At 67.9% G+C, this 12,672-nt stretch carries 14 protein-coding genes; 7 read left to right on the top strand and 7 right to left on the bottom strand.

Annotation, left to right across the window (positions count from 1 at the left end):
- Nucleotides 1-92: 92 nt before the first annotated feature.
- Nucleotides 93-479, bottom strand: coding sequence for a hypothetical protein (locus tag U5918_RS18345; protein WP_336003471.1), 387 nt, complete (start codon nt 477-479; stop codon nt 93-95).
- Between the two features lie 420 nt (nt 480-899).
- Between U5918_RS18345 and U5918_RS18340 the strand changes: the two genes are divergently transcribed.
- The 4 genes from U5918_RS18340 to U5918_RS18325 all read left to right on the top strand — a co-directional run bounded on the left by U5918_RS18340 (nt 900) and on the right by U5918_RS18325 (nt 2,850).
- Nucleotides 900-1,697, top strand: coding sequence for a methionyl-tRNA formyltransferase (locus U5918_RS18340; RefSeq protein ID WP_336003470.1), 798 nt, complete (start codon nt 900-902; stop codon nt 1,695-1,697).
- 62 nt (nt 1,698-1,759) lie between these two features.
- Nucleotides 1,760-2,119, top strand: a complete 360-nt coding sequence (locus tag U5918_RS18335; protein WP_336003468.1) for a hypothetical protein — start codon at nt 1,760-1,762, stop codon at nt 2,117-2,119.
- A gap of 64 nt (nt 2,120-2,183) precedes the next feature.
- A complete protein-coding gene (locus tag U5918_RS18330) occupies nt 2,184-2,462 on the top strand; it encodes an antitoxin VapB family protein (protein WP_336003467.1) in 279 nt (92 codons plus the stop codon).
- On the top strand, nt 2,443-2,850 hold the full coding sequence (locus U5918_RS18325) for a PIN domain-containing protein (protein ID WP_336003465.1): 408 nt from the start codon (nt 2,443-2,445) through the stop codon (nt 2,848-2,850). The genes U5918_RS18330 and U5918_RS18325 overlap by 20 nt, the downstream gene beginning before the upstream one ends.
- A gap of 19 nt (nt 2,851-2,869) precedes the next feature.
- Here the strand turns inward: U5918_RS18325 and U5918_RS18320 are convergent, their stop codons facing one another.
- From U5918_RS18320 to U5918_RS18300, 5 genes are all read right to left on the bottom strand, one after another.
- Nucleotides 2,870-3,886, bottom strand: a complete 1,017-nt coding sequence (locus U5918_RS18320) for a Gfo/Idh/MocA family protein (protein ID WP_336003464.1) — start codon at nt 3,884-3,886, stop codon at nt 2,870-2,872.
- The gene (locus U5918_RS18315) at nt 3,883-4,986 is read right to left on the bottom strand and encodes a DegT/DnrJ/EryC1/StrS family aminotransferase (protein ID WP_336003463.1); all 1,104 of its coding nucleotides are present in this window, start codon (nt 4,984-4,986) and stop codon (nt 3,883-3,885) included. Before U5918_RS18315 ends, U5918_RS18320 begins: the two co-directional genes overlap by 4 nt.
- A gap of 402 nt (nt 4,987-5,388) precedes the next feature.
- On the bottom strand, nt 5,389-7,335 hold the full coding sequence (locus tag U5918_RS18310) for an archaea-specific SMC-related protein (protein WP_336003462.1): 1,947 nt from the start codon (nt 7,333-7,335) through the stop codon (nt 5,389-5,391).
- 141 nt (nt 7,336-7,476) lie between these two features.
- On the bottom strand, nt 7,477-8,088 hold the full coding sequence (gene rdfA, locus U5918_RS18305; protein WP_336003461.1) for a rod-determining factor RdfA: 612 nt from the start codon (nt 8,086-8,088) through the stop codon (nt 7,477-7,479).
- 395 nt (nt 8,089-8,483) lie between these two features.
- The gene (locus tag U5918_RS18300; protein WP_336003459.1) at nt 8,484-8,759 is read right to left on the bottom strand and encodes a winged helix-turn-helix domain-containing protein; all 276 of its coding nucleotides are present in this window, start codon (nt 8,757-8,759) and stop codon (nt 8,484-8,486) included.
- 433 nt (nt 8,760-9,192) lie between these two features.
- Between U5918_RS18300 and U5918_RS18295 the strand changes: the two genes are divergently transcribed.
- Nucleotides 9,193-9,384, top strand: coding sequence for a DUF7563 family protein (locus U5918_RS18295; protein WP_336003458.1), 192 nt, complete (start codon nt 9,193-9,195; stop codon nt 9,382-9,384).
- Nucleotides 9,385-9,493: 109 nt separating this feature from the next.
- Here the strand turns inward: U5918_RS18295 and U5918_RS18290 are convergent, their stop codons facing one another.
- Nucleotides 9,494-10,042: a DUF7344 domain-containing protein gene (locus U5918_RS18290; protein WP_336003457.1), complete on the bottom strand. Its 549-nt coding sequence runs from the start codon at nt 10,040-10,042 to the stop codon at nt 9,494-9,496.
- A gap of 514 nt (nt 10,043-10,556) precedes the next feature.
- Here U5918_RS18290 and U5918_RS18285 point away from each other — a divergent pair.
- Nucleotides 10,557-11,666 carry a DegT/DnrJ/EryC1/StrS family aminotransferase gene (locus tag U5918_RS18285; protein WP_336003456.1) on the top strand — a complete coding sequence of 370 codons (1,110 nt, stop codon included), beginning with the start codon at nt 10,557-10,559 and terminating at the stop codon, nt 11,664-11,666.
- Between the two features lie 13 nt (nt 11,667-11,679).
- Nucleotides 11,680-12,672, top strand: coding sequence for a Gfo/Idh/MocA family oxidoreductase (locus U5918_RS18280; RefSeq protein WP_336003455.1), 993 nt, complete (start codon nt 11,680-11,682; stop codon nt 12,670-12,672).

Genomic DNA, 12,672 nt, shown 5'->3' with positions numbered 1-12,672 from the left:
TCATCGGTCAGCGCGGGACCGGGTCGTCTCGACGAGTACGTCGTCGCTCTGCTGATCGCTCGATTCCGCCGCCGTGTCAGTATGTGCCGTCGTCATGGAATGGTGAGTGTGACTGCGACCGACCCGACCACGAACGCGCTGGATCGGGTCGTCTGATGGTTGATGCGCGCGCCGAGATACAGGGAGAACAGATAGAGGCCGATGCCGACGACCAGCAATGCCAGCACCGACTGTCCCTCGCCCGTGATAGTCCCTACCGCCAGGCCGTCCGGACGTCCGCCGGGCAATGCCAGATTAACCCCGAGAATGGCGACGATGGAGTGGTTCACGGCGTATACCAGAAGGAGTGTAGCCACCTGTCGAACAGTTTCGCCGCGTGTAGATCCGTGCGAACTGGTCTGCAATTCGACGAACCGATGGGGTCGCAACAGGGCGCCGAAACCCCCACGCAGCACCGAACCGACGCCCCTTCCGACCATACGTACTGTGTCGATGTCATTTTCTTATAGGTTCCGTTTCTACCTGATATCCCTCCGAGCGTCGGTTCACCGCGACTGAGTGACTCGCCATTCACGTCGGGCCCCATGATGGAAGTGCCAGTGACCGATTCGCCTACAGCCCGCCGTTCATGCAGTGAACGTTCAGTTGCCTACGTAGGCATCCACCTCCTCGGTCGTCTCGAAGGTCCGGGTCCGCCGGTCGCCGTTCCGGCTGTCGGCCAACCCGAGCTTCCGACGACCGACACCCGACTCCCGATCCCGCCGTCGTCTCGATGGAAGTGACCGAGCCGTTCCCCGGCGACCCCCGTGCTCGTCCGGTTCTATCTGAGTCGCCCCCTCGGCCCGCCTCCGCCGACCAAAGAGCCGCATAACAAAACCCGACGACGGCGAGGTGGGCCCATGGTATCGGTCGCCTTCTTCGGCAGCCACCCGCTGGGCGAGGCGTGTCTGGAGCGCCTCGTCGCACACGACGAAGTCACCGTCGAGACGGTCGTCACCTACCCCCGGGATCACGACGCCTGGTGGGACGGGTCGGTCCACGAGCGCGCGCTCGATCACGACCTGCCGGTCCTGACGATCGAGGACGAGGACGCCGTCGTCGGCATGGACGTCGACTACCTCCTCAGCGTCTACTACCCGAACATACTGGGACCGGACCTGCTGAACACGCCGGGCGAGGCCGCGCTGAACCTCCACCAGGCCGAACTGCCGCGCTACCGGGGGAGCAACGTGTTCAGCCACTCGATCATGAACGCCCGCGCGGACGACCACTGGCGTCACGGGACGACGTTGCACGTCATGGCCGAGGACGTCGACGCCGGGGCGATCGTGGACCGCAACTTCGTCCAGATCACGGAGGACGACACGGCAAGGAGCCTCTACGAGCGGGTCCGGGGCGCCTCGATCGACCTGTTCGAGGAGCGCCTGCCCTCGATCGTCGCCCGCGAGATCGACGACCTCGCGACGCCCCAGTCCGAGTACGACGGAGAGCGGTACTTCTACACCAAGGACAGCCTGACCGACCTGAAGGAGATCCCCGCCGAAGCGCTCGCGACGGACGACCCGGAGACGCAACTGGCCCTCTACGACCGGGTCCGGGCGCTCGACTTCCCGCCCCACGAACCGGCCTGGACCCGCGTCGGCGACCGCAAACTCTACCTCACGAAGTCCGACTACGAGGACGTACTGGCCGAGTAGCGCCCGCACACGGGAGCGCCGTCGGCCGTCGGCTTTTTTACTGCCGCGTCGACAGGTAGGATATGGCACTCGTCGATAGCGTCGTCGTGTTTCTGGTGAGTCTGCTGATCGGTGCGCTCGGCATCCACGTCGGCGCCTTGCTCGTGACGGGGACGAGCGACTACGAACACGCCGTCTGGACGGCGCTGATCGGCGCGATCGTCTGGAGCGTCGTCGGCTGGCTCTTCGGCGGCATCCCCGGACTCGGTCCCGTCCTCGTCTTCCTGGCGTACCTGTGGGTCATCAAGCGACGCTACCGCGGGGGCTGGTTCTCGGCGGCCGCCATCGCACTGGTGGCCTGGATCGCGGCCGTCGTGGTCCTCTCGGTGCTCGCCTCGGCCGGCGTCACCGAGTTCGACGCCTTCGGCGTGCCGGGCCTCTGAGGTGAGCCGGCCGCGACGAATCCCGCCGCCACACTTTTTGTGTTTGCGTACACAAACACAAAGTATGGGAACGAAGACGATCGGGATCAGGGAGGAAGTCTACGAGCGGTTGAAGGCCCGCAAGCGCGAGGGCGAGAGCTTCACCGACGTCGTGGACCGCCTGATCGAGGATTCGACGGCCGACTGGCGCGAGGGGTTCGGGACGCTGCCGGCCGAGGAGGCCGCCGACCTGGAGCGGGCGGCCGAGCGCTCCCGCGAGCGCGTCGGGGCGGGAAGTGCCGACAGACAGACGCGAGCGATCGCCGAGATGGCGGAGGACGACGGTGACGACGAAACTGCTTGATACGACTTTCCTGATCCACTACTGGGCCGGTCGCGACGCGGTGGCCGACTACCTCGCGGAACGTGAGGAGACGGCGACCTTCCTGACGAGCACGATCAACCTGAAGGAGATCGCGGTCGGTCGACGGCTGCAGGGCGAACTCGATCCCGCGGAGATCCGGGCGACCTTCGACTGGGTCGAGGTGGTCCCCTTCCGGTCGGAGCACGCCGTCGTCGCCGCCGACCTGGAAGCGCCACTGCACGAGGACGGGTCGACGAACCGGGCGGAACTGAACTCGCTGGCCGGCGACGTGCTCGTCGCAGCCGTCGCCGAGGCGGCCGACGCGACGGTCGTGACGAAAAATACGACCGATTTCGAAAGGCTCGGTGTCGACGCCGAGGCGTACTGAACCCCCTGTTTACGCTGTATTAATCCGTATTCGGTGCCGTCTGACGGGTCGAGACGGCGGGGACGTCGACGACCTCGCCGGCCTCGGCAGCGTCCGCAGCGCGTTCGAGCAGGGCGACGGTTCGCGCACCGACGCGACCGCTGGCCGGCGGGTCCCGGCCCGCCCGTGCGGCCGCGACGAACTCCTCGAGTTCGGTCTTCAGCGGTTCCGCGTCGGCCGCCTCGTGGACCGTCTTGCCACGATCCCGTTTCCGCAGGTCGCCGTCGTCGTCGGCGACGATGCTCGCGTCGTAGACCTCGACCTCCGTGTCCGCGAGGTAGTCGAGGTAGGCCGCGCCCTCGGTGCCGGTGACGGCGAGGTCGCGGCGCTTCCCGAACGCCGGGACCTGCCAGGAGGAGTGGATGACCCCCGTCGTGTCCCCGTAATCGAGGGTGAGCGTCGTCGTCTCGTCGATGCCCTCGCGGTGGGTCGAGTGCATGTCGCAGTGGATCCGGTCGGGGCGCTCCTCGAGCAGGAAGTCGTACACGTCGACGTCGTGGACGGCGAGCGAGTAGAGCACGCCCGTCGTGTCCCGCGGGACGCGGAAGGAAAACCGGGCGGTGTGGAGGTACTCGATCTCGCCGAGTTCGCCGGCGTCGACGAGGCGCTTCAGCTCCCTGAGTCCGGCGTGGTACCGGAAGATGTGCCCGACGCCGAGCGTCCGCCCGTGATCCTCGGCCGTCTCGACGACGTTCCAGGCCGCATCGGCCGAGAGCGCCAGCGGTTTCTCGACCAGCAGGTCCGTCCCCGTCTCCAGCAGGTCCGTGGCGATCCCCTCGTGGGTGGGCGAGGGGGTCGCTACGGAGGCGGCGTCGGCGTCGAGGCGGTCGTGGCTAGTGGTGTACTCGGCGTCGTGAGTCTCGGCCAGGTCCGCCGCGCGCTCCTCGTCGACGTCGCAGACCACGACCTCGTCGACCACGCCGGCGTCCCGGAGCTCCGACGCGACCCTGACGTGATTTTTCCCCCAGTAGCCCGTGCCGACGATCCCGTATCTCATCGGTCGTAGTGGCGCTCGATGGTCGCGCAGACCTGATCGATCTCCGTGTCAGTGATGCGGGGGTGCATCGGCAGCGAGAGGATCTCGTCGGTCAGTTCCTCGGTCCGGGGGACCTGCGGCGTTCCGTCGAGTCGCTCGCTGACGGCCGGGTGTTCGTGGGTCGGGACCGGGTAGTGAACGCCCGTGTCGATCCCCGCCGTCTCGAGCGACTCCTGGAGGTCGTCCCGGTCGGGCACCCGGATCACGTAGAGGTGGAAGACGTGTTCGACGTGGTCGCGCGCCACCGGCGGGTCGACCTGATCGACGTCGCGCAGGCGCTCGGTGTAGCGCTCGGCGGCCGCCCGCCGGTTCTCGTTCCACTCGTCGAGGTGGTCGAGTTGCTCGAGGCCCAGCGCGGCGTGGAGTTCGCCGAGGCGGTGGTTCAGGCCGAGTCGGACGTGTTCGCCGTCGTCGTTGCGGCCGTGATTGCGGAGCATTCGCGCCTCGCGAGCCAGGTCCGGGGCGTCCGTCGTGATCATCCCCCCGTCGCCGGCGACGGTCACGTTCTTCGAGGGATAGAAGCTGAACGCGCCCGCGTCGCCCAGGCTCCCGGCGCGGTCGCCCCTGTAGGTCGCGCCGTGGGCCTGACAGGAGTCCTCGATCACGGCGAGGTCGTGGTCCGCGGCCACGTCACCGATCGCGTCCATCTCGGCGGGGTGGCCGTAGATGTGGACCGGGACGACGGCGGCGGGGTCGTCGGCCGCCGACACCTTCTCGGCCAGGTCGTCGGGATCCATCGTGTACGTCTCCGGGTCGTGGTCGACGAACACCGGGGTCGCGCCGAGTTCCAGCACCGGGCTCACCGTCGCGAAGAAGGTGTGTGCCGGCACGAACACGTCGTCCCCGGGCTCGACGCCGGCCGCCTTCAGCGAGAGGTAGATCGCGTCGGTGCCGCTCGCGACCCCGACGGCGTGGTCGGTCCCACAGAAGTCGGCGAACGCTTCCTCGAACCGCTCGACCATCGGCCCCTTGACGTAGCGGCCGCTCCGGATGACCTCGGTCGCGCGGTCGACCATGGCCTCGTCGGCGTAGATGTCTGTGAAGTCGACGGACTCGGACATACCGGAGGGTGGCGCGAGCCGACGGTTTGTTATGGCGTCAGTATCCGCGCCGTGGGCCCGAAAGGCCCCGCTAGCCCCGGCGTCCCGAGCCGCACTCCGACCGCCCGGCCGTCCCTCCCACCGGGTCTGGACCGGGGGTCGCAGGAGAGTCTCACAGTGCCCTTCCCAAGCCGGTCACCGGTCGGACGCCGACCCCACCCGCGGCCCCCGCCAGTCGCGGAGGCGACGGAGTACAGAGGGGTTACCGCGCGTCCAGGGCGCTATGCGGATCACATCCGGGGGATAACTTTAGGCCAGAGCACCGTTCGGGCCTGTGCGCCCCGGCAAGCCCAGCCGCCCCCACCCGGTGCCGGGGTGCGTGCCCTGCCCCCGCGTTTTCGGTCCCCCGTTCGGTCTGTCCGCTCAGCCCATCTGGATCCGCTCGTGCCGGTCGTCGACGGCCGCGGCGTCCGCTTCGAGCAGCGCGACGACGAGGTAGCGGGCGTGGTCGGCGAAGTACTCGAGCAGCCGCCCGATCCGGTCGGCGTCGATGGCCTCGAGCGAGTCGAGGATCACGAACGGCACCGTCTCGTCGAGGTCGTGGGCGAGGTAGCCGGCCAGCGCGAAGACCAGGCCCGCGACCTCGCGTTCGCTCTCGCTCAGGGTCTCGACGGCGTCCTCGTAGACCCCGCCGTCCTCCCCCCGGCGGACGACGTGCAGGTCGAACACCCGTTCGGTTGTCTTGCGCCGTCCCTCCCTGACCTCCTGCTCGCGGGCCTCGAGCCAGATCCGGTCGATCCCGTCGTAATCCAGCAGGGAGAGGACCTCCGCCATGCGTTCGTTGAAGGTCTCCACCGCGTCGGCCTCCAGGCGCTCGATCCGCGTGCGCTGGGCCTGCAGCTCCTCGGTGATCGACGCCCGGCGGTCCTCGAGTTCCTCGCGCTCGTCGAGTCGGTCCTCGATCGCCGCGAGTTCGTCGACGACCTCGTCCAGGTCTTCCCGGATTGACTCGACCTCGAACTCCAGTTCGTTGACCGCCCGATGGCGCTCCAGGACCGCCTCGTAGTCGGCGTCCTCCCGGTCGCGGACGGCGCCCTCCAGTTCCTCGACGCGGGCCTCGAGGTCCTCGATCGACGACTCCAGGTCCGATTCGTTCTCGGTGCGTCGATCGATCTCGTCGTCGAGTTCCTCGATCCGACGCTCCACCCGGTCGCGTTCGGACTGCGTCGACTCCAGGTCGCGTTTCTCGCTCTGGAGGTCGTCGATCTCGGCCGACACCTCGCGTCGCTCGGCGACCGTCTCCCGGCGGAGGTCCCGCAGCCGGTCGAGGGTGTCCTCGATGGCCGCCGACTCGACCTCGGACCCGCAGGTCCAGCAGACCACGTCGTCGCTCTCGGGCAAGAGCTTCGCGGTCACGTCGCCCTCCGTGTCGGTGTCGGCGAGGGCCGACACCGGCGCCTCGTCCTCGCCGTCGACCATCGACTCGTTGAACTGGACGATCTGTCCGAGCTGGTTGATCGTCGACGCGAGCGAGCGCTCGTGTTTCCGGAGCCGGTCGAGTTCGGCCTCGATCTCGCCGATCCGGTCGGCCGGGTCGTCGGGCAGCTCCTCGCGCCGACGCTCCAGATCCGTGCGCTCCTCGCGCAGCGAGGCCAGACTCTCCCGTTCGGTCTCGAGCTGGCGGCGCGCCCGATCCAGGTCGGAGCGGGCCGCCTCCAGTTCCGCGAAGTCCGCTTCGAGCTGTTCGCGCTGGGCCCTGGTCTCCTCGACCGAGGCGTCGAGCGCGTCCAGTTCCGCGCGCCGTTCCTCGAGTTCGGCTTCCGTCTCCTCGATCTCCGCCTCCAGGCGGGATCGCTCCTCGGCGAGGTCGGCCCGTTCGCGCTCCAGCGCGTCCAGGTCCTTGAGTTCGTCGTCCAGTTCGCGTTTCTCCGCTTCGAGCCGGTCGATCTCCGCGTTGATCTCGCCGGTGTCGATCGGGCGCATCACGAGTTCGCGCAGGTCCGCCCCGGAGCGGACGGCCCGGCGCGCCTCGTTGGACTCGAGCAGGAAGGCGAACAGGTCCGCCACGGTCGGGTCGTCGAGGTACGGGTCGCCGCTCGTTCGGACCCCGTCGTCGGTCCGCTCCAGCGTCCGCGTGTAGGTCTCGCCGTCGATCGCGAGGCGAACCTCCCCGCGCTCCGCGTCGCTTTTGAGGGTCACGTCGTCGCTCCCCAGCGCCGCCATCAGCGACGTGAGAAACGAGGTCCGATTCGTCGCGTTCTCACCCGTCAACACCGTTACCCCCGGTTCGAACGAGCGGCGCGTCCGGTCGATCCCGCCGAGGTTCTCCACCGCGACCTCGACGCCACCGGACGACTCTACCGGTTCCATGTGTAGAAGGCAGTGACTACTCCTACATACGTTTTGTTACCACCGGACAGCGGTGCCCCGGTCGCGGCGCCGGTCGCGGAGTAAGTCCATCTTTACAGCCGTACGTGCGGAAAGTAGTCAGTGCATAGAGACGACGGCGGCTCACTCCCGGCAGTCACAGCCCCCCTGATCCAGGAGGGTCCCCACGTCGTGCTGACGGCCGCAGTCGTCGCAGAGGACGGTCACGTCGACGAGGACGTCGAACTCCCCGAGCGCCAGTGCTTCGGTCTCGCGGAGGCGTTCGAGCGCGTCGCTGGCGACGACCTCGGTGCGACTCTGGAGCGCCCGGATGCGGTCGCGATCGGCCCGCCGACGCGTCTCGGGGTCGCTCTCTTCTGCCTCCCGGGAGACGCCGAGACACTCGGTCAGGTGGGTGTGGACGGTCTGGTGGGAGACGAACGCCGATTCCACCTCCTCGACGGGGACGCCCGCCGCCTCGAGCCGTCGGCGGGTCTGTGTCCGGACCCCGCTGCTCACGTCGTCGGCCGTGAGCAGTCGGTAGCGGTTCTCGATCTCGCCGGAGAGCGGGGCCTCGTCCGCGGACTCGACGGCCGCCCCCAGCAGCTGCTGGTTGAAGTACGTCGCGAGCTCGCGCAGGCTCTGGCGCTCCCGTCCCTCCCCGCACCACCGGCGCACGAGGTCGTCGTTCACCTCAGCGAGCCCGAACCGCTCGACGCCCCGACCGACCTTACACGAACACTCCGTCTCGGTCATACGAGATACACGTAGACTACGCGCCGATTTCCACAAAACGGTTCCGAACGGTTCGGCCGACCGACAGGCACTCGCTCGAACCGTTGGGTACCGGATCGTAGCGGGTAACGTATCAACTGCGAATCGATTCGTATCGCCCCGCCGTCGGTCGAACGTGCCTCTTACGGTCCGGTTACCTGTGAACTAAGAAGGGTATTACTAAGACGCGGACTGTCGAAGGGACTGGCGCATGCAAGGACGGCTGACAGATAGCGAGTGGGAACGGATTACAGACTTCGCACGGACACCGATGCACGAGCGGACGCCGGAACAGCTGGTTCCGGAGGAGTCCGACGACGAGGAGTGACGTCGGTCCGGCGGCGACACAGGGGACCGGGCGGTCCGGGGTCGACCGCTCACACCATGTTTTCGGCCTCGATTTTCTGCCACACGTCCCCGCCTTTCTCGGTGATCCCGTAGACGCGCCCTTTCCGTCTGTCCTCCGAGACGAGCAGCTCGACGAGGTCCCGGTCGCGCAGCCCCTGGAGGGCGCGCGAGATGTGTGCGATGCCGAGATCGGCGTCATTGGCGATTCTCGACGGAGTCGCTGGCCCGTCCGCGAGCCGTCTGAGGACCGCGATCCGGTACTGCGAACTGATAACGAAGCTCACATCGTCCCAGTCTGAATTCATTTGGTTGATCGTCCTCCTGGTCGCGCCAGGCCGTACCGCGTCGTTTGCGCACTCAACCCCGTCGCTGGCCGTCTCCGTCGCACCGACGACGCCGCGCACGGCGGCTCGCCGCGGCCGTCACCGACCTCCCGTCCGTGGCGTCCTTCGGTGACTTGCCACGTGTTCGTCGTCACCCCCAATAATTTTGTCCCCCTTATTGCGTGGTCAGCGACACGTTCTCAGGCGTTTCAGGACCGTCGCGGCGGCCGACAGCGTGCAGAAACTCGGCGAGCGTCGCGGCGCGGTTACACCCACCCTTATCGCCTCGCCGCCGCTCCACGAGCCGGAACGCCCGCGTCAGCCGTCGAACCGGCCAGTAAGCTCGTACCAACGCGAACACGCGTCAATAGCCGTAGTATAACAAAGCACCCCCCACGCCACGTGCCGACCGTATATGACCGCGGAACTCACGACGGTGGTCGAGGAACGCCCGGACGACACGTCGACCCGGTGTCGAAACTGCGGCAGTTACGTTACGAGCGCGTTCGCTCGCGTCTTCGGTGACAACGAGGACCACGTGTACGCGTGTCTCGAGTGTTCGACGATGCGCTCGCTGCGGACCGGAAGCGGCGTGGTCCACGAGTGAGAGCGCGGCGGTTCGATCCGGAGCGGGAGCGCCGGTGACGGCTCACCGGTGATCGGTCGTCGACTGTCCAGCACTCCGCCCGCTCCGTGTGGCTCGCGAGGCGATTGCGTCAGTCGCCCCTGTCCTGCAGTTCAGACGGCACCTGCTGTCGCTGGGAGCGCCAGTAGAGGTAGTGCGCGGTCGCGGAGATCGCGAACCCTGTCGTGACGACGAGCCCGACGACCAGCTCCGGGATCGTCCCGAACGGGCCCACGTCGAGCCCGACGAGCACGAGCAGCGCGCCGCCGATCAGCGCCAGTGCCATGTAGAACTGCTGCCAGGGGATCGGTTCGCTGGTCTCGGTGAGGTAGTCGTCGATCCGGTGGACGCGGTCGGTCAACTCGACCATCCCGCTCTGTTGATCGTAGTCCACGATCCCGACCGAGTCGAGTTTGGGGATGTGGGTCTGATAGAGGGAGACGTAGACCCGTTTGCGTTCCTGATCGGACAGGTCCTCGACCTCCGTCTCGTTTTCCCACGCGGCGACGTGTTCGGCCAGGTCGTTCAGCGCGACCGGTTCGCCGACCGTCCGGAGGTAGTACAGGACGTATCGACGACGCGGACTACTCAGGATGTCGAAAACCAGATCCTGTGTCAGTTCTTCCTGATCGTATGCCATCAAGGAGTTCGTCCCTCGTGATTAGCTGTCTCGTCGAGACTGGACGTCTGGCACGGTCATGTCGGAGTGACGTAAGTGGACATAACCGGCTCTACCCTTTGTTACACCCATCTTATAAACGGTAGCAGGTCGGTACCGCCGGACACGGCGGGCGAGCGCGCCGAACGAGCGACGGGGCCGCCCGGCCGACCGTCGTCGCACTCACAGCCACTCCGCTCCACACTCCCGGCTGGCCGTCGCCGCACTCCCGGCTGGCAGTCATCGCGCCGGGTCACGGTTCTGACGGGGCGCTGGCACGTCGGCGTCGCGGGAACGGCGGCCGGGGCGGGACGTAAGGCGGCGATGACCCGGGCGTCAATGGTCCGCATAACAAAGGCGTGTAGCCGACTGGATGCAGGCGTACCAGGGGATCCGTCCGCTGGTGAATTCGAACTATGAGGCCCCCAACAACGAACACTGTTTGTCGGAGCAACTGTGCCCTCGAGCGACGCCACACGTCGCCGGGAGGGAAGCGATGGTAACGGGCGAGGAGCGGATCCGGTCGGTCGACATCGCCGCCCCGCAACTGGACGAACGCGAGTCCAGTCGCGTCTCGGAGATCGTCGAGTCCGGTCGGCTCGCCGCTGGCAAGACCGTCTCGTCGTTCGAGTCGGCCTTCGCCGACTTCTGCGGGACCGAGCACGCCGTCGCCACCAGCAACGGGACGACGGCGCTGCACACGGCTCTCCACGCACTGGGTATCGGCGAGGGCGACCGGGTCGTGACGACCCCTTTCTCCTTCGTCGCGTCGGCGAACGCGATCCGCTTTTGCGGCGCCGAGCCGGTGTTCGCCGACGTCGACCCCGAGACGTACAACCTCGACCCCCACGCCGTGGAGTCGGTGATCCGCGAGCTGGACGGGGACGTCGACGCCATCCTGGCCGTCCACCTCTACGGCCTGCCGGCGGACATGGACCGCCTCGGCGAGATCGCCGACCGGTTCGACCTGGCCCTGATCGAAGACGCCGCGCAGGCCCACGGGGCGCGCCACAACGGCCGTCCCGTCGGCTCGATCGGCGACGTCGGCACGTTCAGTTTCTACCCGACGAAGAACATGACGACCGGGGAAGGCGGTGCGGTGGTGACGGACCGCGACGACGTCGCCGAGCGCGCGGCCCGCTTCATCAACCACGGTCGCGACGAGGCGTATCGCCACACCGAACTCGGCCACAACTTCCGGATGACGAACGTCGCCGCGGCCATCGGGCTGGTGCAGCTCGAGAAGTTGCCCCAGTTCAACCGCGTGCGGCGGGCCAACGCCGCGGAGCTGACCGACCTGGTCGCGGACACGCCCGTGATCCCGCCGGTCGAACCGGTCGAGCGGCGACACGTCTACCACCAGTACACGATCCGGACCCAGCGCCGCGAGCGACTGCAGGAGGAGCTGTCGGCCGCCGGGATCGACACCGGAGTCTACTACCCCACGCCGATCCCGAAACAGCCGGCCTACGCCGACGTCGAGGCGTCGACGCCGGTGGCCAACCGCGCGAGCGAGGAAGTGCTGTCGCTGCCGATCCACCCGGAGACGACCGAGGCGGACCGCCGGACGATCGCCCGCACGATCAACGGAGTGAGCCACGAGTGACGACACCCCAAACATGAGCGAGGAGCAATCGCGAGCGAGCACGGAAACACCGACCGCCGGCGTCGTTGGCGTCGGGTCGATGGGACAGCACCACGCCCGCGTCTACGACGAGCTGCCGAACGTCAGCCTCGCCGGCGTCGCCGACGCCGACGAGGACCGCGCCGCAGCCGTCGCCGGCAAGTACGGCACCGAGGTGTTGAGCCAGTCCGAGTTGCTCGACCGCTGTGACGCCGTGTCCGTCGCCGTCCCGACGCGCTACCACTACGGCGTCGCCACCGAGGCCATCGACCGCGGCGTCGACGTCCTGATCGAGAAGCCGTTCGTGTCCGACCTCGCGCGCGGGCGCGAACTGGTTGATATGGCGCGTGAGCAGGACGTGGCCCTGCAGGTGGGCCACGTCGAGCGATTCAACCCCGCCGTCAGGGCGCTCACCGACATCCTGCCCGACCTGGACGTCATCGCCGTCGACGTCCAGCGCCTGGGTCCGCCCGTCGACCGCGACAGCAAGGACGGGGTCGTCCTCGACCTGATGATCCACGACATCGACATCGTGCTGTCGATGCTCGGCGAGGACGTGAACCAGGTCTCGGCGATGAGCGCACGGGACCGCGACCACGTCACCGCCCAACTCGAGTTCGACGACGGCGTGGTGGCCGACCTGACCGCCAGCCGGGTGACCCAGGAGAAGGTCCGCCGACTCGCCGTCACGGCCAGGGAGTGCCGGGTCAACGTCGACTACGAGAGCCAGGGCGTCCAGATCCACCGGCACTCGGTCCCCGAGTACTACGAGTCCGACGGCGACCTCCGGTACCGCCACGAGAGCATCATCGAGCGCCCGACCATCGAGAACGGCGAACCCCTGCGAGCCGAACTCGAGGCGTTCGTGGACGCAGCGACCACGGGGTCGCGCCCACCGGTGTCGGGCGAGGACGCGCTCGCCGCCCTGGACGTCGCCCGCCGCATCGAGGACTGTGCGACCGGCGCGCCGCCGAGGATCGAGAACTAG

Source organism: Halorientalis sp. LT38, from assembly GCF_037031225.1.
Lineage (GTDB): Archaea > Halobacteriota > Halobacteria > Halobacteriales > Haloarculaceae > Halorientalis > Halorientalis halophila.
Note: the sequence above shows the minus strand (reverse complement) of the source record. Positions and strands in the feature narration are given on the sequence as shown.

Bases quoted from the DNA above. Each gene is read 5' to 3' on its own strand.
- U5918_RS18345 (WP_336003471.1), bottom strand. From the start codon at position 479: ATGGTCGGAAGGGGCGTCGGTTCGGTGCTGCGTGGGGGTTTCGGCGCC.
- U5918_RS18340 (WP_336003470.1), top strand. From the start codon at position 900: ATGGTATCGGTCGCCTTCTTCGGCAGCCACCCGCTGGGCGAGGCGTGT.
- U5918_RS18335 (WP_336003468.1), top strand. From the start codon at position 1,760: ATGGCACTCGTCGATAGCGTCGTCGTGTTTCTGGTGAGTCTGCTGATC.
- U5918_RS18330 (WP_336003467.1), top strand. From the start codon at position 2,184: ATGGGAACGAAGACGATCGGGATCAGGGAGGAAGTCTACGAGCGGTTG.
- U5918_RS18320 (WP_336003464.1), bottom strand. From the start codon at position 3,886: ATGAGATACGGGATCGTCGGCACGGGCTACTGGGGGAAAAATCACGTC.
- U5918_RS18315 (WP_336003463.1), bottom strand. From the start codon at position 4,986: ATGTCCGAGTCCGTCGACTTCACAGACATCTACGCCGACGAGGCCATG.
- U5918_RS18310 (WP_336003462.1), bottom strand. From the start codon at position 7,335: ATGGAACCGGTAGAGTCGTCCGGTGGCGTCGAGGTCGCGGTGGAGAAC.
- rdfA (WP_336003461.1), bottom strand. From the start codon at position 8,088: ATGACCGAGACGGAGTGTTCGTGTAAGGTCGGTCGGGGCGTCGAGCGG.
- U5918_RS18300 (WP_336003459.1), bottom strand. From the start codon at position 8,759: ATGAATTCAGACTGGGACGATGTGAGCTTCGTTATCAGTTCGCAGTAC.
- U5918_RS18295 (WP_336003458.1), top strand. From the start codon at position 9,193: ATGACCGCGGAACTCACGACGGTGGTCGAGGAACGCCCGGACGACACG.
- U5918_RS18290 (WP_336003457.1), bottom strand. From the start codon at position 10,042: ATGGCATACGATCAGGAAGAACTGACACAGGATCTGGTTTTCGACATC.
- U5918_RS18285 (WP_336003456.1), top strand. From the start codon at position 10,557: ATGGTAACGGGCGAGGAGCGGATCCGGTCGGTCGACATCGCCGCCCCG.
- U5918_RS18280 (WP_336003455.1), top strand. From the start codon at position 11,680: ATGAGCGAGGAGCAATCGCGAGCGAGCACGGAAACACCGACCGCCGGC.